The organism is Pseudovibrio japonicus (assembly GCF_014651595.1).
In the GTDB taxonomy this organism is placed as follows: Bacteria; Pseudomonadota; Alphaproteobacteria; order Rhizobiales; family Stappiaceae; genus Pseudovibrio; species Pseudovibrio japonicus.
This window is the reverse complement of the sequence record NZ_BMXE01000011.1, coordinates 91,931-114,939: the sequence shown is the minus strand read 5'-3', so window position 1 is coordinate 114,939 and position 23,009 is coordinate 91,931. Positions and strand designations below refer to the sequence as shown.

General features: G+C 52.3%; 33 protein-coding genes. All 33 read left to right on the top strand.

The features are described from left to right. Nucleotides 1-222: EF-Tu C-terminal domain-related protein (locus tag IE076_RS21560; RefSeq protein WP_503826846.1), on the top strand; the 222-nt coding region annotated here is incomplete at its 5' end. A gap of 68 nt (nucleotides 223-290) precedes the next feature. Next, nucleotides 291-599: a 30S ribosomal protein S10 gene (gene rpsJ, locus IE076_RS21555; RefSeq protein WP_008547405.1), complete on the top strand. Its 309-nt coding sequence runs from the start codon at nucleotides 291-293 to the stop codon at nucleotides 597-599. A gap of 21 nt (nucleotides 600-620) precedes the next feature. Next, nucleotides 621-1,337 carry a 50S ribosomal protein L3 gene (gene rplC / locus IE076_RS21550; protein WP_054665004.1) on the top strand — a complete coding sequence of 239 codons (717 nt, stop codon included), beginning with the start codon at nucleotides 621-623 and terminating at the stop codon, nucleotides 1,335-1,337. Beyond that, the gene (gene rplD / locus IE076_RS21545) at nucleotides 1,337-1,954 is read left to right on the top strand and encodes a 50S ribosomal protein L4 (RefSeq protein ID WP_189438857.1); all 618 of its coding nucleotides are present in this window, start codon (nucleotides 1,337-1,339) and stop codon (nucleotides 1,952-1,954) included. The genes rplC and rplD overlap by 1 nt, the downstream gene beginning before the upstream one ends. Further along, the gene (locus IE076_RS21540; protein WP_008547868.1) at nucleotides 1,954-2,247 is read left to right on the top strand and encodes a 50S ribosomal protein L23; all 294 of its coding nucleotides are present in this window, start codon (nucleotides 1,954-1,956) and stop codon (nucleotides 2,245-2,247) included. Before rplD ends, IE076_RS21540 begins: the two co-directional genes overlap by 1 nt. 13 nt (nucleotides 2,248-2,260) lie before the next feature. Further along, the gene (gene rplB / locus IE076_RS21535; RefSeq protein ID WP_189438856.1) at nucleotides 2,261-3,094 is read left to right on the top strand and encodes a 50S ribosomal protein L2; all 834 of its coding nucleotides are present in this window, start codon (nucleotides 2,261-2,263) and stop codon (nucleotides 3,092-3,094) included. A 12-nt stretch (nucleotides 3,095-3,106) separates the two neighbouring features. After that, a complete protein-coding gene (gene rpsS, locus IE076_RS21530) occupies nucleotides 3,107-3,385 on the top strand; it encodes a 30S ribosomal protein S19 (protein WP_189438855.1) in 279 nt (92 codons plus the stop codon). A gap of 2 nt (nucleotides 3,386-3,387) precedes the next feature. Then, entirely contained in the window at nucleotides 3,388-3,768 is a 381-nt protein-coding gene (rplV, locus tag IE076_RS21525) for a 50S ribosomal protein L22 (RefSeq protein WP_054664989.1), read from the top strand. Beyond that, the gene (gene rpsC, locus IE076_RS21520; protein ID WP_189438854.1) at nucleotides 3,768-4,484 is read left to right on the top strand and encodes a 30S ribosomal protein S3; all 717 of its coding nucleotides are present in this window, start codon (nucleotides 3,768-3,770) and stop codon (nucleotides 4,482-4,484) included. The genes rplV and rpsC overlap by 1 nt, the downstream gene beginning before the upstream one ends. Before the next feature lie 44 nt (nucleotides 4,485-4,528). Beyond that, nucleotides 4,529-4,942, top strand: a complete 414-nt coding sequence (gene rplP / locus IE076_RS21515) for a 50S ribosomal protein L16 (RefSeq protein ID WP_008547866.1) — start codon at nucleotides 4,529-4,531, stop codon at nucleotides 4,940-4,942. 23 nt (nucleotides 4,943-4,965) lie between these two features. Continuing rightward, nucleotides 4,966-5,166 (top strand): 50S ribosomal protein L29, encoded by a 201-nt coding sequence (gene rpmC, locus IE076_RS21510; protein ID WP_063289479.1) that lies wholly within the window; start codon nucleotides 4,966-4,968, stop codon nucleotides 5,164-5,166. Between the two features lie 10 nt (nucleotides 5,167-5,176). Next, a complete protein-coding gene (rpsQ, locus tag IE076_RS21505) occupies nucleotides 5,177-5,419 on the top strand; it encodes a 30S ribosomal protein S17 (RefSeq protein WP_054665001.1) in 243 nt (80 codons plus the stop codon). Between the two features lie 57 nt (nucleotides 5,420-5,476). Further along, complete coding sequence (gene rplN, locus IE076_RS21500; protein ID WP_008547447.1) at nucleotides 5,477-5,845, top strand: 50S ribosomal protein L14; 369 nt, start codon at nucleotides 5,477-5,479, stop codon at nucleotides 5,843-5,845. Continuing rightward, nucleotides 5,845-6,162 (top strand): 50S ribosomal protein L24, encoded by a 318-nt coding sequence (gene rplX / locus IE076_RS21495; RefSeq protein WP_189438853.1) that lies wholly within the window; start codon nucleotides 5,845-5,847, stop codon nucleotides 6,160-6,162. Before rplN ends, rplX begins: the two co-directional genes overlap by 1 nt. Next, nucleotides 6,155-6,712, top strand: a complete 558-nt coding sequence (gene rplE, locus IE076_RS21490; protein WP_054664974.1) for a 50S ribosomal protein L5 — start codon at nucleotides 6,155-6,157, stop codon at nucleotides 6,710-6,712. The genes rplX and rplE overlap by 8 nt, the downstream gene beginning before the upstream one ends. 33 nt (nucleotides 6,713-6,745) lie before the next feature. Next, nucleotides 6,746-7,051, top strand: a complete 306-nt coding sequence (gene rpsN / locus IE076_RS21485; protein WP_054664969.1) for a 30S ribosomal protein S14 — start codon at nucleotides 6,746-6,748, stop codon at nucleotides 7,049-7,051. 12 nt (nucleotides 7,052-7,063) lie between these two features. After that, nucleotides 7,064-7,462: a 30S ribosomal protein S8 gene (gene rpsH, locus IE076_RS21480; protein WP_189438852.1), complete on the top strand. Its 399-nt coding sequence runs from the start codon at nucleotides 7,064-7,066 to the stop codon at nucleotides 7,460-7,462. A 44-nt stretch (nucleotides 7,463-7,506) separates the two neighbouring features. Further along, nucleotides 7,507-8,040 carry a 50S ribosomal protein L6 gene (rplF, locus tag IE076_RS21475; RefSeq protein ID WP_189438851.1) on the top strand — a complete coding sequence of 178 codons (534 nt, stop codon included), beginning with the start codon at nucleotides 7,507-7,509 and terminating at the stop codon, nucleotides 8,038-8,040. A gap of 11 nt (nucleotides 8,041-8,051) precedes the next feature. Then, nucleotides 8,052-8,405, top strand: a complete 354-nt coding sequence (gene rplR / locus IE076_RS21470; RefSeq protein ID WP_189438850.1) for a 50S ribosomal protein L18 — start codon at nucleotides 8,052-8,054, stop codon at nucleotides 8,403-8,405. A 41-nt stretch (nucleotides 8,406-8,446) separates the two neighbouring features. After that, the gene (gene rpsE / locus IE076_RS21465) at nucleotides 8,447-9,010 is read left to right on the top strand and encodes a 30S ribosomal protein S5 (RefSeq protein ID WP_063292674.1); all 564 of its coding nucleotides are present in this window, start codon (nucleotides 8,447-8,449) and stop codon (nucleotides 9,008-9,010) included. A 38-nt stretch (nucleotides 9,011-9,048) separates the two neighbouring features. Then, on the top strand, nucleotides 9,049-9,243 hold the full coding sequence (gene rpmD, locus IE076_RS21460) for a 50S ribosomal protein L30 (protein ID WP_008548093.1): 195 nt from the start codon (nucleotides 9,049-9,051) through the stop codon (nucleotides 9,241-9,243). A 19-nt stretch (nucleotides 9,244-9,262) separates the two neighbouring features. Next, on the top strand, nucleotides 9,263-9,730 hold the full coding sequence (rplO, locus tag IE076_RS21455) for a 50S ribosomal protein L15 (RefSeq protein WP_189438849.1): 468 nt from the start codon (nucleotides 9,263-9,265) through the stop codon (nucleotides 9,728-9,730). Between the two features lie 49 nt (nucleotides 9,731-9,779). Beyond that, nucleotides 9,780-11,120: a preprotein translocase subunit SecY gene (secY, locus tag IE076_RS21450; protein WP_189438848.1), complete on the top strand. Its 1,341-nt coding sequence runs from the start codon at nucleotides 9,780-9,782 to the stop codon at nucleotides 11,118-11,120. Then, the gene (locus tag IE076_RS21445) at nucleotides 11,117-11,689 is read left to right on the top strand and encodes an adenylate kinase (RefSeq protein WP_189438847.1); all 573 of its coding nucleotides are present in this window, start codon (nucleotides 11,117-11,119) and stop codon (nucleotides 11,687-11,689) included. Before secY ends, IE076_RS21445 begins: the two co-directional genes overlap by 4 nt. Before the next feature lie 224 nt (nucleotides 11,690-11,913). After that, entirely contained in the window at nucleotides 11,914-12,282 is a 369-nt protein-coding gene (gene rpsM, locus IE076_RS21440; protein WP_189438846.1) for a 30S ribosomal protein S13, read from the top strand. A gap of 69 nt (nucleotides 12,283-12,351) precedes the next feature. Further along, nucleotides 12,352-12,741, top strand: coding sequence for a 30S ribosomal protein S11 (gene rpsK / locus IE076_RS21435; protein ID WP_054664941.1), 390 nt, complete (start codon nucleotides 12,352-12,354; stop codon nucleotides 12,739-12,741). Nucleotides 12,742-12,815: 74 nt separating this feature from the next. Further along, on the top strand, nucleotides 12,816-13,844 hold the full coding sequence (locus IE076_RS21430; protein ID WP_189438845.1) for a DNA-directed RNA polymerase subunit alpha: 1,029 nt from the start codon (nucleotides 12,816-12,818) through the stop codon (nucleotides 13,842-13,844). A gap of 79 nt (nucleotides 13,845-13,923) precedes the next feature. Continuing rightward, the gene (gene rplQ / locus IE076_RS21425) at nucleotides 13,924-14,355 is read left to right on the top strand and encodes a 50S ribosomal protein L17 (protein ID WP_189438844.1); all 432 of its coding nucleotides are present in this window, start codon (nucleotides 13,924-13,926) and stop codon (nucleotides 14,353-14,355) included. A gap of 346 nt (nucleotides 14,356-14,701) precedes the next feature. Next, nucleotides 14,702-16,900 (top strand): methyl-accepting chemotaxis protein, encoded by a 2,199-nt coding sequence (locus IE076_RS21420; protein ID WP_189438843.1) that lies wholly within the window; start codon nucleotides 14,702-14,704, stop codon nucleotides 16,898-16,900. 264 nt (nucleotides 16,901-17,164) lie between these two features. Beyond that, nucleotides 17,165-18,610: a DegQ family serine endoprotease gene (locus IE076_RS21415; RefSeq protein WP_189438842.1), complete on the top strand. Its 1,446-nt coding sequence runs from the start codon at nucleotides 17,165-17,167 to the stop codon at nucleotides 18,608-18,610. A 54-nt stretch (nucleotides 18,611-18,664) separates the two neighbouring features. Next, on the top strand, nucleotides 18,665-19,975 hold the full coding sequence (locus tag IE076_RS21410; protein ID WP_189438841.1) for a replication-associated recombination protein A: 1,311 nt from the start codon (nucleotides 18,665-18,667) through the stop codon (nucleotides 19,973-19,975). Between the two features lie 179 nt (nucleotides 19,976-20,154). Then, nucleotides 20,155-22,536, top strand: coding sequence for a patatin-like protein (locus tag IE076_RS21405; RefSeq protein ID WP_189438840.1), 2,382 nt, complete (start codon nucleotides 20,155-20,157; stop codon nucleotides 22,534-22,536). 53 nt (nucleotides 22,537-22,589) lie between these two features. Next, nucleotides 22,590-22,970 carry a fluoride efflux transporter CrcB gene (gene crcB / locus IE076_RS21400; protein WP_189438839.1) on the top strand — a complete coding sequence of 127 codons (381 nt, stop codon included), beginning with the start codon at nucleotides 22,590-22,592 and terminating at the stop codon, nucleotides 22,968-22,970. Nucleotides 22,971-23,009: the final 39 nt, after the last annotated feature.

The following is a 23,009-nucleotide window of genomic DNA, read 5'->3' as shown; positions in this document are numbered from 1 at the left end:
CCATTCTTCACCAACTACCGTCCACAGTTCTACTTCCGTACAACTGACGTGACTGGTGTTGTTTCTCTGCCAGAAGGCACAGAAATGGTGATGCCTGGTGATAACGTTGCTGTTTCAGTTGAACTTATCGTACCAATCGCTATGGAAGATGGTCTGCGCTTCGCTATCCGCGAAGGCGGTCGTACCGTCGGCGCTGGCGTTGTAGCTGAAATCATCGAATAAGAATTGAGTTTGGGCTGCGGTTTGATCTTGTGTTAAACCGCAGTTGCCTTGCTCAGTAGGGATTAGTCATGAACGGTCAGAATATACGGATCCGCCTGAAGGCGTTTGATCACCGTGTTCTTGACGCTTCCACTAAGGAAATCGTGAACACGGCGAAACGGACCGGCGCACAAGTGCGTGGACCAGTTCCGTTGCCGACGCGGATTGAGAAGTACACCGTACTTCGCGGACCGCATGTTGATAAAAAGAGCCGCGATCAGTTCGAAATGCGCACACATAAGCGCCTTCTGGACATCGTCGACCCAACACCACAGACAGTTGATGCTTTGATGAAGCTCGACCTGGCTGCTGGCGTTGACGTCGAGATCAAGCTCTAAGTGCGGCAAGGGGACACAGTAATGCGTTCTGGAGTGATCGCACAGAAGGTGGGTATGACCCGTATTTATAACGAGGCAGGTGAACACGTGCCCGTTACAGTACTGCGTCTAGACAACTGTCAAGTTGTTGCTCACCGGACGGCAGACAAGAACGGCTACACTGCGCTTCAGTTGGGCGTGGGTGCGGCAAAAGTTAAGAACACGAACCGCGCGATGCGTGGCCACTTTGCAGTTGCAAAGGTTGAGCCTAAGCGCAAACTCGCTGAGTTCCGTGTTTCTGAAGAGAACTTGATCGAAGTTGGTGCTGAGCTTACAGCTGACCACTTCCTTAACGGTCAGTTCGTGGATGTAACCGGCACCTCTATCGGTAAGGGCTTTGCTGGTGCGATGAAGCGTCACAACTTCGGTGGTGGTCGCGCTTCACATGGTGTGTCTATCTCACACCGTGCGCACGGTTCTACCGGTCAGTGTCAGGATCCAGGTAAGGTGTTCAAAGGCAAGAAAATGGCCGGACACCTTGGTGCTGAACGCGTCACCACTCAGAACCTGAAAGTTGTACGTACTGACGTAGAACGTGGTCTGATCATGGTTGAAGGTTCCGTACCTGGTTCTAAAGGCGGTTGGATCCTGGTTCGTGATGCAATTAAGAAGTCTCTGCCAGAGAACGCTCCTGTACCAGGTGCATTCCGTCAGAACTCTGCTGTTGCAGCGGCTGAAGCCGGGAAGGAAGGTGAGTGATGGAACTCGAGGTTAAATCCCTCGGCGGCAAAGCTGCGGGTTCGATCACAGTGTCTGACGAGATCTTTGGTCTCGAGCCACGTATCGACCTGATCCAGCGCGTAGTTCGCTGGCAGCTTGCGAAGCGCCAGGCTGGTACACATAAAACTCTGGGTCGCTCAGAGGTAAATGGTACCACCAAAAAATTCGTACGCCAGAAAGGTTCTGGCGGCGCACGTCACGGTAACCGTAAAGCACCTCAGTTCCGTGGTGGTGGTAAGGCATTTGGTCCAGTTGTGCGTGAGCACGGCCACGATCTTCCTAAGAAGGTTCGTGTTCTGGGTCTTAAGCATGCCCTGTCTGCAAAAGCAGCTTCCGGCAACCTCGTTGTTGTTGAAGATGCAAAAGCGGCAGAAGCCAAGACCAAGGCTCTGAAAGAGCAGCTCGGTTCTCTCGGTTTGACCAGTGCGTTGTTCGTGGATGGTTCTGAAGTAGATGCAAACTTCGGTTTGGCTACTCGCAACATTCCACTCGTAGATGTACTGCCAGTGCAGGGTATCAACGTTTACGACATTCTTCGTCGTGACACGCTGGTCCTGACCAAAGCGGCAGTTGCAGCTTTGGAGGAGCGCTTCTAATGAGCAAGCTCGTTCACTACGACAAAATCGTATCTCCGGTGATCACCGAGAAAGCTACCTTCGCTTCTGAAGAGAACAAGGTTGTATTTAAGGTTGCTCTCACTGCCACTAAACCGGAAATCAAAGCAGCTGTTGAATCTCTGTTTGGCGTAAAAGTCAAAGCTGTCAACACTTTGGTTCGCAAGGGTAAGACCAAGCGTTTCAAGGGTGTTGTTGGTAAGCAGAACGACTTCAAAAAAGCTGTGGTCACACTGGAAGATGGTCAGTCCATCGACGTGACGACCGGTCTTTAAGGGGTAGGACAAAATGGCACTTAAGACATTTAATCCGACATCTCCTGGCCGTCGTCAGCTGGTCCAGGTAGACCGTTCTGATCTTTGGAAAGGCAAGCCAGTCAAGAAATTGACTGAAGGTCTGTCCAAGTCCGGTGGTCGTAACAACTACGGTCGTAAGACTGCGAACAACATTGGTGGTGGTCACAAGCGTACCTACCGCCTCATCGACTTCAAGCGTCGTAAATTCGACGTTGTCGGTACTGTTGAGCGTCTGGAATACGATCCAAACCGTACTGCGTTCATCGCTCTCATCACTTATGATGATGGTGAGCAGGCATACATCCTGGCTCCACAGCGTCTTGCTGCTGGCGACAAGGTGATTGCAGGTGAATCTGTAGATATTAAGCCTGGCAACGCTATGCCTCTGGCTTCTATCCCAGTCGGTACCATCATTCACAACATCGAGATGAAGCCAGGCAAAGGCGCGCAGATTGCACGTTCCGCTGGTGCTTATGCTCAGATTGTTGGTCGTGACGCTGGTTACACTGTAATCCGTCTGTTGTCTGGTGAGCAGCGCCGTGTACTCGGCACCTGCATGGCAACCGTCGGCGCAGTTTCCAACCAAGATCACGGGAACATCAACCTGGGTAAAGCAGGTCGTTCTCGTTGGTTGGGCCGCCGTCCACATGTTCGCGGTGTTGCTATGAACCCGATCGACCACCCTCATGGTGGTGGTGAAGGTCGTACATCCGGTGGACGTCATCCGGTTACCCCTTGGGGCAAACCGACCAAAGGTAAGCGCACACGACGTAATAAAGCTAGCGATAAGTTTATCGTACGCTCACGTCATGCGCGGAAGAAGTAAGGGGAACGGATCGTGGCACGTTCGATCTGGAAAGGGCCGTTCATCGACGGTTACCTCCTGAAGAAAGCGGATAAGGTTCGCGAGTCCGGCCGTAAAGAGGTCATTAAGACCTGGAGCCGCCGCTCCACCATTCTTCCGCACTTTGTGGGGTTGACTTTTGGCGTCTATAACGGTCAGAAGCACATTCCTGTTTTGATCAGCGAAGACATGGTAGGTCACAAGCTGGGCGAATTCGCTCCAAGCCGCACCTACTACGGTCATGGCGCTGACAAAAAGGCGAAGAGGAAATAGAGATGGGCAAGCAGAAGCATGAGCGGACGCTCGCCGACAGCGAGGCAAAAGCAGTAGTTCGTATGCTGCGAGTTTCTCCTCAGAAACTCAATCTCGTTGCTGCATCGATCCGTGGTAAGAAGGTAGGGTCTGCTCTTGCTGACCTGACCTTCTCCCGCAAGCGTATCTCTGGCGATGTCAAGAAATGTTTGATGTCTGCAATTGCAAACGCTGAGAACAACCATGATCTCGACGTCGACAATCTTGTCGTCGCCGAGGCGTATGTTGGCAAGGCGCTTGTAATGAAGCGCTTCCAGCCACGGGCACGCGGTCGTGTTGGACGGATTATGAAGCCGTTCTCCAACCTGACCATCGTTGTTCGTGAAGTTGAGGAGGCAGCCTGATGGGTCAGAAGATTAATCCAATCGGATTCCGTCTTGGTGTCAACCGGACATGGGATTCCCGCTGGTTTGCTGGCAAAAACGAATATGGCGATCTTCTTCATGAAGATTTCCGCATTCGTGAGTACCTGCTCAAGGAATTGAAGCAGGCTGCTATCTCCAAGGTTGTCATCGAGCGCCCGCACAAAAAATGCCGCGTAACTATCCACTCTGGTCGTCCAGGTGTTGTTATCGGTAAAAAAGGTGCGGACATCGAGCGTCTTCGCAAGAAGCTGTCAGAGATGACGAATTCCGAGGTGCACCTCAACATCGTTGAAGTGCGCAAGCCAGAGACAGATGCAGCACTTGTTGCAGCATCCATCGCTCAGCAGCTCGAGCGTCGTGTTGCATTCCGCCGCGCCATGAAGCGTGCAGTTCAGTCTGCAATGCGTCTTGGTGCCCAGGGCATCCGTATTAACTGCGGTGGTCGTCTGGGTGGTGCGGAAATCGCACGTATCGAATGGTATCGTGAAGGTCGCGTGCCTCTGCACACTCTGCGTGCAGACATCGACTACGGTACTGCGACAGCACACACCGCTTACGGCGCGTGTGGCGTTAAAGTCTGGATCTTCAAGGGCGAAATCCTTGAGCATGATCCAATGGCTTCTGAACGTCGTGCGACCGAAGGTGGTGGCAAGAGCGAACGCCAAGGTGGCGGTCGGCGTGAGCGCGCTGCGTAAGCAGCGCCTTCACACGGCTTAACTATTAAAGCGAGAGAAAAGCGATGCTGCAACCAAAGCGTACTAAGTTCCGCAAGCAGCACAAGGGCCGCATCCATGGCAACGCCAAGGGTGGTACGGACCTCAATTTCGGTGCCTATGGCCTTAAGGCTATGGAACCAGAGCGGATCACCGCTCGTCAGATTGAGGCTGCCCGTCGTGCAATGACCCGTTACATGAAGCGTGCGGGTCGCGTGTGGATCAGAATCTTCCCGGACGTTCCTGTGTCCTCCAAGCCGGCTGAAGTCCGCATGGGTAAGGGTAAGGGTTCTCCTGAGTACTGGGCGTGCCGGGTAAAACCTGGTCGCATTATGTTCGAAATGGACGGTGTGTCTGAAGAAATTGCTCGTGAAGCAATGCGTCTGGCCGCTGCTAAACTCCCAATCAAGTGCCGGTTCGTCCAGCGCATTGGTGAGTAATCGGACATCGAAAGGAAAAGGCCATGAAGGCTAGCGACGTAAGAGCTAAGACCTCTGATGAGCTCAAGGCAAACCTGGAAGAACTGAAGAAAGAACAGTTCAACCTGCGTTTCCAGCGAGCTACAGGTCAGCTCGAAAACACCGCTCGTGTCCGTCAGGTTCGCCGGGACATTGCGCGGATCCAGACAGTACTGCGCGACAAGCGCGTGTCTGACAACGCATAAGGAGCTAATGATGCCAAAGCGTATTTTGCAGGGTGTCGTTGTTAGCGATGCGAACGAAAAGACAGTAACGGTGAAGGTAGAGCGTCGCTTTACCCACCCTTTGCTGAAAAAAGTTGTGCGCCGTACGAAGAAGTATCGTGCACATGACGAAAATAATTCTTACAAGGTTGGCGACACAGTTCAAATCGAAGAGTGTGCTCCAATCTCTAAGAATAAGAAGTGGACCGTTGTTTCTGCTGAAGCAGCGAGCTAGTGAACGCATCCAGCATTTCTGATTTTAGAATGCTGAGAAAGAACAAGGCGACGAGTCATGATTCAGATGCAAACAAACCTCGACGTAGCCGATAATTCCGGCGCACGTCGTGTCATGTGCATCAAAGTGCTCGGCGGCTCCAAACGGAAGTATGCTGGCGTTGGCGACATCATTGTTGTCTCCGTCAAAGAAGCAATTCCGCGGGGCCGTGTTAAAAAGGGCGACGTGATGAAAGCGGTCGTCGTTCGCACGGCTAAGGACATCCGTCGTGCAGACGGCAGTGTGATCCGTTTCGACCGCAATGCGGCCGTACTGATCAACAACAACAAAGAACCGATCGGAACACGTATTTTTGGCCCAGTTCCTCGTGAACTGCGTGGCAAGAATCACATGAAGATCATTTCGCTTGCGCCGGAGGTGCTCTGATGCCCGCGAAGATCAAAAAGGGCGACAAGGTCGTCGTAATTGCCGGTCGTGACAAAGGAAAGACTGGGGAAGTTCTCCAGATGATCCCATCCGACAACCGCGCTGTCGTGCGTGGCGTAAACATGGTGAAACGTCACCAGCGCCAGACCCAGCAGAGCGAGGGTGGAATCATCGCAAAGGAAGCTCCAATCCAGCTTTCCAATATTGCCATTGCTGATCCTAAGGATGGCAAGCCGACCCGCGTCGGTTTCACGACTAATGATGCAGGCAACACTGTTCGTGTTGCTAAGCGTTCAGGAGACGTGATTGATGGCTGACGCTACCTACACTCCACGGCTCAAAGCGCACTACAAAGATGTAGTGCGTGGTGAGCTTCAGGAGAAGTTTAACTACACCAACCCAATGATGATTCCATCGGTCGAAAAGATCGTATTGAACATGGGTGTTGGTGAAGCTGTTGGTGACAGCAAGAAGGCTCGTATCGCTGCTGAAGATCTGAGCTTGATTGCTGGTCAAAAGGCGGTTATTACCCGTGCTAGAAAATCTATCGCGACCTTTAAGGTTCGTGAAGATATGCCGCTGGGTACTAAAGTTACACTTCGTCGTAACCAGATGTTCGAATTCATGGATCGTTTGATCACAATCGCGCTTCCGCGTGTACGTGACTTTCGTGGCTTGAATCCGAAGAGCTTCGATGGACGTGGCAACTACGCTATGGGCCTTAAAGAACACATTGTTTTCCCTGAAATTGACTACGATAAAGTAGATCAAATGTGGGGTATGGACATTGTTGTTTGTACCACAGCGAAATCCGATGACGAAGCGCGTGAACTTCTGCGCGCGTTCAACTTCCCGTTCCGCAAATAAAAGCGGTATACGGGAAAGGAACGAGGACAGACGATGGCGAAGAAAAGCGCGGTCGAGAAAAATAAGCGGCGCGTAGCTCTTGTCAGCAAGTTTGCTGACAAGCGTGCTGCCCTGAAGGCGATGGCCAAGGACGAGAGCCTGTCCCTGGAGGAGCGATTTACTGCACGGCTTAAGCTTGCAAAGCTGCCGCGCAATTCCGCGCCTACACGGGTACGTAACCGGTGTGAAGTCACAGGTCGCCCACGCGGTTATTACCGCAAGCTCAAGATGTCTCGTATTGCACTTCGTGAGCTGGGTTCCCTGGGCAAGATCCCGGGTCTCGTGAAGTCGAGCTGGTAAGGAGTTACTGCTATGTCGATTTCCGATCCAGTCGGGGATATGATTACGCGCATTCGTAATGCGCAGATGCGTCGCAAATCCAAAGTAAGCACACCTGCTTCTAAGTTGCGCGCTCGCATTTTGGACGTTCTTATTTCTGAAGGCTACATCCGCGGTTATACCGCTGTAGACTTCGGTGGCGGAAAGTCCGAACTTGAAATTGAACTGAAGTACTTTGACGGTGCACCAGTGATTCGCACGATTGAGCGCGTATCTAAGCCTGGTCGTCGTGTGTATTCTTCAGTCAAGAACATCCCACACGTTGCAAACGGCTTGGGTGTATCTATTTTGTCCACACCTCAGGGTGTGATGGCAGACCACGATGCACGTGAGAAAAATGTGGGTGGTGAAGTGCTCTGCCGCGTCTTCTGACGCGGCTTAGCCCGATTAACTGAAATAACAGACAGGTTGATCTTATGTCTCGAATTGGCAAGAAGCCAGTCCCCGTGCCAAGCGGGGTAACGGCAACGATCAACGGCCAAGAAGTTATCGTAAAAGGCCCGAAGGGGGAACTCTCCTTCGTGGTCAACGATCTCGTCTCGGTCGAGATGGCGGATGATGGTATCCGTCTTGATCCGCGCAACCAGTCCAAGACTGCGCGTTCTTTGTGGGGTATGTCCCGCACCATGGTCGCTAACCTCATCCAGGGTGTGACCACCGGCTTCGAAAAGCAGCTGGCGATTACCGGTGTTGGTTACCGTGCGCAGGTTCAAGGCAAAACACTTAATCTTGCTCTTGGTTTCTCTCATGATGTCAAATTCGACATTCCTGAGGGTGTAGAAATCAAATGCCCGAAGCCGACAGAAATTGTCATCAACGGCATTAACAAGCAGCAGATTGGGCAAGTAGCCGCGAACATTCGTGAATATCGCCCGCCTGAGCCATATAAAGGCAAGGGTATTCGTTATGCGGACGAGTTCATCGTTCGTAAAGAAGGCAAGAAGAAGTAACGGTACGGACCATGGCGAATGGAAATTCTTTCGAACGTCGTCGCGCCCGTGTGCGCCGTTCGATCAAAAAGGTAGCGAATGGTCGTCCTCGGCTGTCCGTTTTCCGCTCATCCAAGCAGATTTACGCTCAGATCATCGACGATACCAAGGGTGTGACCCTTGCTTCTGCGTCTACCATTGAGAAAGACGTAAAAGTAAACTACGGCGGCAATAAAGATGCTGCTGCAGTTGTTGGCAAGTTGATTGCTGAACGCGCTATTGCTGCTGGCATTAAAGAAGTCGTGTTTGATCGTGGTGGTTACATCTATCATGGCCGTGTTCAGGCCCTGGCAGATGCAGCACGTGAGAGCGGTCTGAGCTTCTGATCAGCGCCTTTTGGTGCTCCTAGAGAACGGGAAACATTATTATGGCGAGACAGGATAACCGGGATCGTGATGAGCGCGACAGCGAATTTGTCGATAAGCTCGTTCACATCAACCGCGTCGCTAAAGTTGTTAAGGGTGGTCGTCGTTTCGGCTTCGCCGCTCTTGTAGTAGTTGGTGACCAGAAGGGCCGTGTAGGCTTTGGTCACGGTAAGGCTCGTGAAGTGCCAGAGGCCATCCGCAAAGCAACTGAAGCTGCTAAGCGTACTATGGTTCGTGTGCCACTTCGTGAAGGTCGTACTCTCCACCACGATGTTGAAGGCCGTCACGGCGCAGGTAAAGTTGTACTTCGTGCAGCACCTGCCGGTACCGGTATCATCGCTGGTGGTCCAATGCGTGCTGTGTTTGAAACACTTGGTGTTCAGGACGTTGTTGCGAAGTCCCTTGGTACTTCCAACCCGTACAACATGGTTCGTGCGACTTTCGATGCACTGAAAAAAGAAGACAGCCCGCGTTCTGTTGCAGCACGTCGTGGTCTCAAGGTATCTTCCTTGCAGGCTCGTCGTCGTGACAACGATGATGCGGCGCCAGTAAAGGCTGAGGCATAAGCCTCGCTTTTGCTGACTGAGGAACAAGGGTTAGTGTCATGGCTAATACTGAAAAGACCGTAACGGTCGAACAGATCGGTAGCCCGCTTCGCCGTCCTGCTGATCAGCGTGCTACGCTGGTTGGTCTGGGTCTGAACAAGATGCACCGTCGTCGTACTCTGAAGGATACTCCAGAAGTACGCGGCATGATCCGTAAGGTTCAGCATCTGGTTCGCGTTGTAGACGAAGCATAAGCGGACCGGGAGAACTATCATGAAGCTCAACGAACTCCGGGATAACCCGGGTGCAGTTACGGATCGTACCCGCGTAGGACGCGGTATCGGTTCCGGCAAGGGCAAGACCGGTGGCCGTGGTGTCAAAGGTCAGAAGTCCCGTTCGGGTGTTGCTATTAAGGGCTTTGAAGGCGGCCAGATGCCATTGCATCGTCGTCTTCCAAAGCGCGGCTTCACCAACATCTTTGCTAAGGACCTGAATATTGTGTCCTTGGGTCGTGTTCAGACTGCAATCGATGCAGGCAAGCTTGATGCTTCCGCACCGGTTACTGTTGAAGCACTTGTTGCAGCTGGCGTTGTTCGCCGCGTTCTGGACGGCGTTCGTTTGCTGTCTGACGGTGAACTTAAGACTGCTGTAACTTTCGAAATTGCTGGTGCTTCCAAAACTGCTGTTGCAGCAGTTGAGAAAGCTGGCGGCAAGGTCGTAATCAAGGAAGGCAAGGCTTAACAGCCTTGTCTTTTTTTCGGGGTGTATCCAAAACAGACCGGAGCGCGGAATGGCTTCTGCAGCCGAGCAACTTGCTTCAAACCTTAACTTTTCTGCCTTTGCTAAAGCCGAGGAACTGAAGAAGCGAATCTGGTTCACGCTAGGCGCGCTTCTGGTTTATCGATTCGGAACCTATATCCCTCTGCCTGGAATTAATCCTGACGCGCTCGCACAGGCCTTCGGAAACGTACAAACTGGCATTGTTGGCCTGTTTAATATGTTCTCCGGTGGTGCTGTCGAGCGTATGGCTATTTTTGCCCTCGGCATCATGCCTTACATTTCTGCGTCGATTATTATCCAGCTTATGACTTCTGTTGTTCCTACACTGGAACAGTTGAAGAAAGAGGGTGAGCAAGGCCGGAAAAAAATAAACCAGTACACACGTTTCGGGACAGTGATTCTGGCAACCTTCCAAGCCTACGGTATTTCCGTTGGTCTTGAGGCTGGCGCGAATATTGTGATCGATCCGGGCTGGTTCTTCCGTATTGCAACAGTTATTACTCTTGTTGGTGGTACAATGTTCCTGATGTGGCTGGGTGAGCAAATCACCTCTCGCGGCATCGGTAACGGCATTTCCTTGATTATTTTCGCCGGTATTGTTGCCGGGCTTCCTTCTGCGATTGCTTCCACTTTGGAACTTGGTCGTCAGGGCGCCCTTGCAACTCCGATCATCCTGCTGGTCATTGTACTGTCTGTGGTGGTTATCGGTATTATTGTCTTTATGGAACGTGCGCAGCGGCGGTTACTTATTCAGTACCCACGTCGCCAGCAGGGCAATAAGATGTTTGAGGGGAACACTTCGTTCCTGCCGCTCAAACTCAATACGGCGGGTGTTATTCCACCGATTTTTGCGAGCTCCTTGTTGCTGGTTCCAGCGACTGTTGCCAGTTTCCAGGCCGGTGATACTACCGGTTCGTCGGGGTGGTTGACTACAATCACAACGCTTCTGGGGCATGGACAGCCAGCATATATGGCTCTTTATGCAGCATTAATCATCTTTTTCTGCTTCTTCTACACCGCGATTGTTTTCAATCCGAGTGAGACAGCAGACAACCTCAAGAAGCATGGTGGCTTCATTCCAGGCATTCGTCCCGGCGAACGTACTGCGCAGTACATTGACCATGTGCTAACTCGCATTACTGTCGTAGGTGCAATATACATAACTCTCATTTGTTTGTTGCCAGAGTTCCTGATCTCAGCAACGGGTGTGCCGTTCTACTTCGGTGGTACGTCTCTTCTCATTGTTGTTAGCGTCACCATGGATACCGTTTCACAGATCCAGGGGCACCTTCTTGCTCATCAGTACGAGGGCTTGGTGAAGAAAACGAAGTTGAGGGGGAAACGTAGATGAGATTGATTCTTCTTGGCCCTCCTGGTGCTGGAAAAGGCACTCAGGCAGGTCGACTTGTTGCGGCGCATGGTATTGTCCAGCTTTCGACTGGTGACATGCTTCGTGCAGCTGTTGCAGCTGAAACAGAAGTCGGCCTGAAGGTTAAAGACGTTCTGGCACGTGGCGACCTTGTTTCTGATGACCTGATTTGCTCCATCATTTCTGATCGTATTGATCAGGCTGATTGTGCAAAGGGTTTCATTCTTGACGGTTTCCCACGCACCATTGCTCAGGCTGATGCTCTTGATGAGCTGCTTGAGAAGAAGGACCAGAGACTTGATGCTGTTGTTCAGCTGAAAGTTGACGAAGGTATCCTTCTTGAGCGGATCGAAACCCGTGCTCGCGAGAGTTCGGAAGTGCGCTCCGATGACAATGCAGAGTCTTTGAAGAAGCGTCTGGCAGTTTACAACGAGCAGACAGCGCCGCTCATCAAATACTACGGTGAGCGCAATATGCTGATGACTGTTGACGGCATGAAGTCTGTTGACGAGGTTGCTGCAGAGATCGATACGATTTTGAGCACGGTTTAATCCGTGCTTTTTGAAGGCAGGCGCTTGCGCTTGCCTTTATAATAAAGTATAGCCGGCGCACATCGACACCATAATCGATTGGCGCCGGTTTTCCTTGGGAAACCGAGGCTGATCTTTTTGCTGTGTGATGGTGCGCCTTCAACCTGCCTGGTTGTTGGCGTGTTATCGGCAAAAGAATGTGGGAGAGGGTGCAAATTGCTCCCTCGCAATTGGAGAAACTTAACGTGGCACGTATTGCTGGCGTCAACCTTCCGACGAATAAGCGCGTAGTTATCGCGCTGCAGTACATTCATGGCATTGGTGCGAAGTTCGCGCAGGAAATCACCGACAAAACCGGTATTGCTGCAGAACGTCGTATCAACGAACTTTCTGACGCAGAAGTTCTGAAGATCCGTGAAGCAATCGACGCTGATTACATCGTAGAAGGTGATCTTCGTCGTGAAACTGCAATGAACATCAAGCGCCTCATGGACCTGGGTTGCTACCGTGGCCTGCGCCACCGTCGTGGTCTTCCTGTTCGTGGTCAGCGCACTCATACCAACGCTCGCACCCGTAAGGGTCCTGCAAAAGCGATCGCTGGTAAGAAGAAATAACTAGCTAGCCGGTTATCCGGTGGAGCCGCCGGCCATACGGCGGTGTAGATATCGAAGTTAGGAAATACAATGGCTAAAGAATCGACGCGCGTGCGTCGTCGCGAACGGAAGAACATTTCTTCTGGTGTCGCGCATGTGAACTCTACGTTCAACAACACCATGATCACCATCACCGATGCTCAGGGCAATGCGATCTCTTGGTCGTCTGCCGGCGCGCTCGGCTTTAAGGGTTCTCGTAAGTCTACCCCTTATGCTGCACAGGTCGCTGCCGAAGACGCTGGTCGTAAGGCTGCTGAACACGGCATGCGTACTCTCGAAGTAGAAGTACGTGGTCCAGGTTCTGGACGTGAATCCGCTCTGCGTGCGCTTCAGGCTGCAGGTTTCGTTATTACATCTATCCGTGATGTAACTCCGATCCCGCACAATGGTTGTCGCCCACGTAAGCGTCGCCGCGTCTAACAGTTCGTTAGGCTAGTTTTCCACCCAGGCAAGGAATAGTTGGTCTTCAGACCAACGGGATAGCCAGAGGGTTTATGAACGTGACTATTCAGAAAAATTGGCAAGAGCTTATCAAGCCAACCAAACTCGACATTCGTGCAGGTGAAGATGCGCGCTTTAAGGCTTCTGTTGTTGCAGAGCCGCTTGAGCGTGGCTACGGCCTGACTCTTGGTAACGCACTGCGCCGTGTGCTGCTCAGTTCCCTTCAGGGTTCTGCAGTGACAGCGGTTCAGATTGATGGCGTTCTCCATGAGTTCTCATCTATTCCTGGCGTTCGCGAAGATGTGACTGACATCATCCTGAACATCAAGGAAATCGCACTTCGCATGGAAGGCGAGGGACCAAAGCGTATGGTTCTGCGTAAGCAGGGTCCAGGTGCGGTCTACGCTGGCGATATTGAAACTGTAGGCGACATTGAGGTGCTTAACCCAGGTCTGCTGTTGTGTAACCTTGATGAAGGTGCGGAAGTTCGCATCGAATTCACTGTTAACACCGGCAAGGGTTATGTTGCTGCCGCTGCTAACCGTCCTGAAGACGCTCCAATCGGCTTGATTCCGGTTGACAGCCTGTATTCTCCGGTTAAGAAGGTTTCTTATAAGGTTGAGAACACCCGTGAGGGACAGGTTCTTGACTACGATAAGCTGACTATGACTGTAGAAACTGACGGATCTTTGATCCCTGAAGATGCGATCGCATTTGCGGCTCGTATCCTGCAGGATCAGCTGTCAATCTTCGTGAACTTCGAAGAGCCACAGCGTGAAGTTCCTGAAGACTCAGTTGCAGAGCTTGCGTTCAACCCAGCGCTGCTGAAGAAGGTTGATGAGCTTGAGTTGTCTGTACGTTCGGCAAACTGCCTGAAGAACGACAATATCGTCTATATTGGCGATCTCATTCAGAAGACAGAAGCAGAAATGCTTCGTACACCGAACTTCGGTCGTAAGTCTCTCAATGAGATCAAAGAAGTTCTGGCGCAGATGGGCCTGCATCTCGGTATGGAAGTGGCAAACTGGCCGCCTGAAAATATCGACGATCTCGCCAAGCGCTACGAAGACCACCAATATTAAAGGAACAGGAACCGAGCGTACTGCGTGAGGTTCCGGCGGTCTTAAGCAGATCGCAATTGACTTAACAAAGGAGAGGGCCATGCGCCACGGTAAATCCGGCCGCAAGCTCAATCGGACGTCAAGCCACCGTAAAGCGATGTTCGCTAACATGGCAGCTTCGCTCATCCAGCATGAGCAGATTGTAACGACGCTTCCGAAAGCAAAAGAGATGCGTCCAATCATCGAGAAGCTCATCACTTTGGGTAAACGCGGCGACCTGCATGCACGTCGTCAGGCGATTTCCCAGATCCGTGACACTGCAATGGTATCCAAACTGTTTGATACCCTCGCAGAGCGTTATGCGGACCGTCAGGGTGGTTACGCTCGTGTGCTGAAAGCTGGTTTCCGTCATGGTGACAATGCACCAATGGCTGTTATCGAGCTGGTTGATCGCGACGTTGAAGCAAAAGGCGCTGCAGACCGTGCACGCGCTGAAGCTGAAGAAGCTGCAGAAGCGGAAGTTGCTGCATAAGCTTATCGCGTAAGCGAATTGAAAAAGGGTGCCTTCGGGCGCCCTTTTTTGTTTTCTGGGACACTTCGGCTGAACCGTCACCTACTTTGTCGGGAGGAGTAGGGTTGATCGTCTTACTTTGCGTTAGTTTTGGTGGGTGGAACTACTCTTTTGCACGGTGTTGCTTGGGTTCCGCTGGCGTCACCATGAGACGGTCACTGGAATATCAGGTTTTCAGAATAACCGAGCAAAATCATACTAGTATTTCGATATTTATTGGAATTGTTCGGTGTTTTAAATCTTTGTTTTAAGCTGTGATTAACACTATGGTCTGACTATGCTCCCAACGTATTACTCGGGGGCTAATATGCGTTCTAAAATTGATAAGAGCGGCTCTGCATCCTCGCCAAGAGTCAAAAATTATTTTAACCGTATTGCTGTTCGTCTTCCATTCATCATGGTTGGGCTTGCAATTATTGCGAGTGCCGTTGTTGCATTCCTTGGTTACACACGTGCTGAAAGTGCGTTGACCGAGGCGAGCAAGACGCAGCTCGTGCTCGTGGCTCAGGCGCGTCGGGATACTCTCGATGAGAAGCTGGAGCGCGTTGACACTGATATCAAACGTTTGGTCCAGAGCAACGCCATGCGCGTTACCATGACGGACCTGCTGGCCTCCATGGATTCTCTGAGTGCGGACAAGGACGACATCCTTGCCTACTTCCAGAAGAGCGGGTCTACGGCCGCTGAGCGGTTGCAGCTGACCGGTGATGGCAACAAGACGCTTTACTCCTGGCGCCATGCGGTGGTTCATCCTGACTTTCTTGCCAGCGTAACCGGCGGCGGATATGCGGACATCCTGATTATGGATGAAAACGGGATGGTCGTTTACACTGCGAGCAAATCCTCAGAATTTCTGGAAAATGTTCGTAACGGTAAGCTCTCCGGTAGTTTGCTGAGCAAAGAATTTGAGAAAGCTGCCCAGGCCAGTGAAGGCGATGTGATTTATTCCGATATTGCCGAATATGCGCCTGACGGAAATTCTCCGTCCCTTCTGATTTCCGCGCCAGTGTTCATCGAGGACTTCAATACGGTGGATTTCAAGGGCGTGATCACCATTCGTCTGGGTTCCTCCTTCTTCGATAATGTTCTGCAAAATCGTGAGAATATGGGCGAGACCGGTCAGACGTATCTGGGGCGTCTGGATGGTACGATCCTTTCCAACCAGGTGTTGTCTGATGTTCCAACAGCTCTGGTAAAGAAAGATGATCCTGAGGTTGTTGAGAAGGTTGTTGCAGACCTGAATGCCAACCCGGAGACCAATGTGGGCTTTGCTGAGGTTAAGGGTCAGTTTGTTTTGGCCTTGCCGCTTGGGTTTGAGAAGCTTCCGGCAGTGATCGTTGCTAAAACGGATGTGAATGAGGCGCTTGGGGTCGTTCATACGCTTGCAAAAGAGATCATCATTAGCGGTCTGATCGTTCTGGCGATTGTTGCTGCGATTGGTATCTTCATGGCGCGTAGCCTTTCTACGCCGCTCAATCGTCTTTCCGCGAACCTTGGGCAGATTGCGAGTGGTAATTTGGATGTGGAGATTATTTCGGCACGGCGCAGAGACGAGATCGGTGATATTGGCCGTGCGGTGCAGTCGTTCCAGGCTGGCCTGATTCGTGCCAAAGAGCTGGATGCGAAGCAGGAGCGTGAGCAGAAAGCACAGGAAGAGCGCGTGAAGCGTGTGGATGCGCTGAACGAGAACTTCGACGTTGGCGTTCGCGATATTCTGACCACTGTAACGGATGCGGGCGGCAATCTGGAAACCACTGCAAAAAGCATGGCGAGCATTTCCGAGCAGACCAACTCTGAAGCTCAGACTGTATCTTCTGCCTCTGAGCAGTCCCTGATGAACCTTCAGGCTGTTGCTGGTGCTGCTGAGGAGCTTTCTGCGACCGTTGGCGAGATTGACCGTGAGGTTCGCCGTTCTGCTGACGTTTCCAAGCAGGCGGCTGAGAAGGCTGCGGCGGCGGAAGTGTCCGTAAACGGGCTTATGGAAGCGGCGCAACGCATTGGAGAGGTTGTTTCTCTGATTAATGACATTGCTGACCAGACCAACCTGCTGGCTCTGAACGCAACCATTGAGGCGGCTCGTGCCGGTGAGGCTGGTAAGGGCTTTGCAGTTGTTGCTTCCGAGGTCAAAGGGCTGGCGAACCAAACTGGTCAGGCTACTGGCGAGATCAGCGTTCAGATCCAGTCTGTTCAGGCTGAGACTGAAAAGGCTGTTGCAGCCATCAAAGAAATCAGCACGGTTATTGCGGATGTGAATGAGGCGGCGACTGCAATTGCAGGGGCCGTTCAGGAACAGGCGGTGACGGCGACGGACATCTCCAGCAATATTCAGCAGGTGACTTCAGGAAGTTCCGAGGTCGCTCAGGCAATTACACGTGTGAGCATGATTGCGAGTGATGCCGGTCATGAAGCTGAAAATGTTCTTGGTGCTGCTAATCAGCTGACCCATCAGTCTGAAGAGCTGAAAAGTATGGTTGAAGAATACCTTGAAAACATTCGGGCAGCCTGATTTCTGCCAGATTGCAACGGGATGAGTAAGGCGCCGGGGAGACCCGGCGTTTTGCGTTTACACACGATGTGATCTGCTCAGGCCACTCAAACTGTTGCCAGTTCTTAATCCACATAGAATTTTGTGGGATGCGTGCGCGCTTCTCAAATCCTGCTGATTGGCCTTTTCATTTCCATATTGCAGACTTATCTGTAATCTGCTGCTCCCAAATTTTCAGAAAAATGATCATATTGAGGTGGGGGCTCTTGCCGAAGGGATTTAAGAATGGGTCAAATCAGGAAGTCTACTGCTCGCTTGCTTTTTTGTGCGGTTCTTGGTGCTACCGGTTTGGTAGTGGTGCTGGGGGCCAATGTGGTTGCCAGCGAGAAGAGCGTTCCGACGTCTAAAGCCGAAATTGCACTCTCTTTTGCACCTGTGGTGAAGAAGGTGGCTCCTGCGGTGGTCAATGTGTATGCCAGCCGCACAGTACAAGAGCGCCGCAGAGTTTCGCCGTTTTTCAATGACCCGTTCTTTCGTCGGTTCTTTGGTGATCAGGCCGACCAGTTTGCGCCGCGCTCACGCAGCCGCGTGCAAAGCTCTCTGGGATCCGGTGTGATTGTTTCTGCTGATGGTACGATCATCACCAACCACCATGTGATCGCGGGCGCAGATGAGGTGCGTGTCGCCCTTGCTGACCGGCGAGAATATGATGCTGACATTATTTTGAAGGACGAGCGGACTGACCTTGCGGTGCTCAAGGTGCGTGATCCTGACGGTGATTTTCCTGTTGTGCCGTTTGCCAATTCTGATGAATTGGAGGTCGGAGATCTGGTGCTTGCGATCGGCAACCCGTTTGGCGTTGGCCAGACTGTGACACAGGGTATTGTTTCTGCTGTGGCCCGAAATCAGGTTGGTGTCTCGGACTATCAGTTCTTCATTCAGACCGATGCAGCCATTAATCCGGGGAACTCGGGCGGTGCGCTGGTTGATTTGAATGGGCGTCTTGTTGGTGTGAATACTGCCATCTTCTCCCGCTCTGGCGGCTCTAACGGTATCGGCTTTGCGATCCCTGCCAATATGGTGGAAGTGGTTGCCTCCGCAGCTGATGATGGCGGTATCGTACGGCGGCCATGGATTGGCACCAGTGTGCAGCCTGTCAGCTCGGATATCGCGGCGAGTTTGGGTCTGGAACGTCCGAACGGCGTGCTTGTGACACGCATTCAGGATGGCAGCCCGGCGGAGCGTGCAGGTATTCGTGTCGGTGATTTGATTCTGTCAGTTGGCGGTTCTGAAGTGGATGATCCGGATGCCTATGGATATCGCCTTGCGACCAAAAAGGTTGGCGGTGAGACCAGTTTTGAGGTGCTGCGGGATGGTGAAGCCTTCACGGTGGACATCAGCCTTGAACGTGCGCCGGAAACTGTGGCAAGAGATACAAGAGAGATCAAAGGGAACTCGCCATTTACCGGTGTACAGGTTATGAACCTGTCTCCTGCGGTTGCAGAAGAGCTGCGTATGTACAACGAGTTCTCCGGAGTCGTGATTGCTGATATTCAGGCGCGCAGTACAGCGGCCTATGTTGGCTTTAAACCCGGTGATATTGTCGTTGAGGTCAATGGTGTGGAAGTCGAAGACACCAAAGACCTTGCCAAGCTGACGCGAAAAAGGCAGCGTGTCTGGAACATCACCTTTAAGCGTGATGGCCAGCTGCGGCAGGTGAGTTTGCGGTAATGCGCTTGTGAAGCCTCTGATGCTTCACAGGTGCCAGAGGAATGATGAGAGACCATGAGTGATCTGTTTTCCGTCAATGGGATGGATCAACTGGAAGACAGGCCGCTTGCTGATCGCATGCGGCCTCGTGTTCTGGAGGATGTTGTCGGACAAGGCCACCTTTTAGGTGAGAGTGGCATTTTAAGTCGTATGCTGCGATCCGGCTCTCTGGGGTCTCTCATTTTCTGGGGCCCTCCGGGGACCGGCAAGACGACTGTTGCGCGGTTGCTTGCAGATGCAACGGATCTGGAGTTTGAGCAGATCTCTGCGATCTTCTCCGGGGTTGCCGATTTGAAGAAATGTTTTGAACGTGCGAAGGGACGAAAGATTTCGGGTAAGCGAACCTTGCTGTTCGTTGACGAGATCCATCGCTTCAACCGGGCACAGCTGGATAGTTTTTTGCCGGTGATGGAAGATGGCACCATCACACTGGTCGGGGCAACCACGGAGAACCCGAGTTTTGAGCTGAATGCAGCGTTGCTGTCCCGCTCCCATGTCCTGACCTTCCATTCCCTTGATGAAGATGCGCTGATTGATTTGCTCAAGCGTGCGGAAGAGGTGATGGGCCGTGCTTTGCCTCTGGATGAGGACGCGCGGCTTTCGCTCGTGCGCATGGCAGATGGGGATGGTCGTTCTGCGCTGACCCTTGCAGAAGATGTGTGGCGGACTGCGGGGGACGATGAGGTTTTTGACACTGAGCGGCTTGCAGAGGTGGTGCAGCGCCGTGCGCCGATCTATGACAAGACCAAGGATGGTCACTACAACCTGATCTCCGCGCTGCATAAGTCCATTCGTGGCTCAGATCCGGATGCAGCGCTTTATTGGATGTGCCGTATGCTGGAGGGCGGAGAAGATCCGCTTTACATCCTGCGCCGACTTACGGTGATGGCCTCTGAAGATATCGGCATGGCTGACCCCAATGCTTTGGTGCTGGTGAATGCGGCGCGTCATGCCTTTCAGCTGGTTGGTTCTCCGGAAGGGGAGTATGCGCTTGCACAGGCTGCGGTTTATCTGGCGACAGCTCCGAAATCCAACGCGTCTTATCTTGCTTATAAGGCGGCGCGCATGGATGCGCGGGAGCATGGATCTCTTGTGCCGCCCAAGCACATCCTGAATGCACCTACCACGCTGATGAAGAAGATGGGCTATGGTGAGAGCTACCGGTATGATCATGATGAACCGGATGCATTCTCTGGTCAGGATTACTTCCCTGAAAAGATGGGGCGGCAGAGCTATTATGAGCCAAACGCGCGGGGGTTTGAGCGGGATATTCAAAAGCGTCTGAGCTATTGGGACCGTTTGAGAAAAGAGCGCGGTGGTCACTAAAGCGGCTTGGCTGACGTTTTGCTCGCACACTGTGCTTAGGTTTCTTGTGACACTGTTTTGAGAGCCTGCCTCCATTTTCGCGTCCAGATACAAACTCTGTGTAACTTTGTTTGGGTTTGCTGGTTGCAATCAGGCAGCCTTGTTCGCACACTGGCAACAGATAAAGCTAGGTGTGTGAAATGAGGCAGCTAGAACTGAGATTGGGACTGGTGCTGTATGGCGGCGTTTCGCTTGCTATTTACATGCACGGCGTTACTCGCGAACTGCTCAATCTTCAGCGTGCCTCCCATGTTCTCTATCAAATTCGCCAAAATGGTGAGAGTGATATTACGCTTGAAGGCTCTGCCAAATCCTACTTTGAACTTCTTGAAAGCTTTGGTCCGGAACTGGACCTGCGTGTTGTGATCGATGCGATCTCCGGTGCCTCTGCCGGAGGCGTGAATGCGATTATGCTGGCGCGGGCGCTGGCCCATGATTTGCCGCTCAAGCATCATAGTGATTTGTGGTTGTCGCTTGCCGATGTTGAAGAGCTGGCCAACGAAAACTCAGGCGTCAGCAAACAGGCCAAGCGGGTGCTTGCGCCTGTTTTGGATAAAATGCTTGGGTACCTGGGGGCGGAAGTTCCTCATAATCAGGAGACGCGCACCAAGCTGCGAGATTTCATCAGCTCACGGTGGTTTACGCCGCCTTTTTCTGGAGAGCGGTATTCAGGCTGGCTGATTGATGCTTGCCGGGCGATGGATGAATATGATCGCGGTGAAACGTTGCTCCCCGTTGGACAGGAGCTGGAGCTCTTCGTGACGCTTACGGACTTTCACGGTGTGCTACGCCGTATTGCTCTGCATGATCCGGAGTTCATCGAAGAGCTGGATCACCGGCGTATTGTGAAGTTTGATGCAGTCAATGATCTATCCAGCGGTCTGCAAAGTCAGATGAGTGCTGAATTCATTCCGGATCTTGTGTTTGCTGCCAGAGCTACGTCGAGCTTTCCTGGCGCCTTTCCGCCTATGAGTGCGGCGGAGATGGATGGGGTTCTTGAGCAGCAAGGGCTGGCGTGGAATGGGCGCGAGGCGTTCTTGACCAATGTTTTGCATACAAACTGTGAGGCGGAAGGGGAACGCATCTTTATTGATGGCTCGTTGGTGATGAATAAGCCTTTTCAGCCACTCATAGGTTCCATCTCACAGCGGCCTGCCTCTCAGGAGGTGGTGAGGCGCTTATTGTATCTGGATCCACTTCCGTTTTCGCATGGGGATGTGCCCGCAGAGCGGGAACCGCCGGGCTTCTTCAAGAGCATTTTTGCCTCCCTTGCCCATATTCCGCGCAATGAGCCCATCGGGGATGAATTGCAGGAGATCGAGCGGATTAATATGAAGGTGCGGCGCATTCAGGAGGTTGCGGAGGCAGCTCTGCCCATGGTGCAGCGGGAGGTGCAGGTGCTCCTGAAAAAGCATCGCAAACTGCCGCAAACCGAGGGTGACTTCTTCAGTGTCCGTCAGGGTGCAGAGCTTTCTGCGATGGAGCAATGTGGGTTTGCTAATGCAGGCTATCTGCAGCTGCGTTTAGGGCATCTTGCACATCGCGTGGTTTCATTGACTTCTCGTCTTTATGAAAAGCAGAATGTGGGCTGCGTGGAAAAGGGAGAGGAGATTGCACTTTCGTCTTGGGCGAACGTGGAAGAGTTGGTGGTGAAGGCATTGACCTTCGCGAGAGAAGAGGAGGGGGGAGCTCAGAGGGATCAAACGCAGATTCTTCATGAGCTGAAGGCATTGGACGTAGACTATCGCATTCGCCAGTTGCGTTTCCTGATTGAGCAGATCAACAAGTTCTATCATCACGATGAAATTGCAGACGCAGTTGAGTTTGCCCGGCATCTGGATGTGTTTAAACGTGAGCTTTATGCGCAGATCACCAATCTACAGAACCGATGGGCGCAAGAGTTTTATGGTAGCGAAACCATGCAGTTTGCCTCACTCTTAAGAGAGGCGCCGCCACATCGGGAAGCAGTATGCAATATCCTTGGTCTGCTCCGCTATCGGATGGGGCTTTCTGACCTTGATAAACTGACAGATTCGCTTGTGCTTGACGGCGTTGGGAAACTGGGGGATCTGGAGGCCGCTCAAGGTATCTTGGAAGCGTATATAGGGTTTCCGTTTTTTGATACGAGCATGTTCCCGGTTCAGCAGGCGCTTGACGCATTTGAGCTTCGCAAGATTGAGGTAGGCCGGATCAGTCCGAAAGATGCCCAACTGCTTTGTCCGGGCGGGGTCGACCTGAAAGGTGCCCAACTGCAGATGTTCGGTGCGTTCTTTAACCGTGGGTGGCGCGAGCATGATTATTTGTGGGGGCGCCTGAACGCAGCGGAGCGGCTGGTGCGGTTGCTTCGGGATGTATATCAGGAATGTTACGATGCAGAACGACCTGTTTTACCTGAGAAGGATCGGAAGCTTCGGGATATCTTCCTTGATATTTTGGATGAAGAGGAGGCACATCTTGAAGATCAGGAGTTGGTGCGGGCCTGCCGTGAGTCAGTCCATAAAGTGTTCTCTAAGGGATCTTAGCTAGAGCGCACTTTCTACGAGACATGCTATTTAAAATCCGATAGGGAGAGAGCATGAAACATCTCATCCTAATTGCACTTGGCGGTGGGGCCGGAGCAATTTGCCGGCATCTGGTTTCACTGGCCGGACTTCGTCTTCTGGGCCCTTCTTTTCCGTGGGGCACTGTCACCGTAAATGTTCTGGGTTCCTTGCTGATGGGGGTCTTTGTTGAAGTCCTCTCGCAGCGCCTGAATGCCTCTTCTGAACTGCGATACCTGATTGCGACTGGTTTCCTTGGCGGCTTTACCACGTTCTCGACGTTCTCGCTGGATGTTGCCGTTTTGTGGGAGCGCGGTGAGCCGATTGCGACCGCAGCTTATGTGCTGGTGTCGCTCGTACTTTCAGTCTCGGCGCTCTTTGCAGGCCTTTACATCACACGACAGGTGCTCGCCTGATCTTGCGGGATGCTCGCAAAAACGCGAGGAAACTTGGTG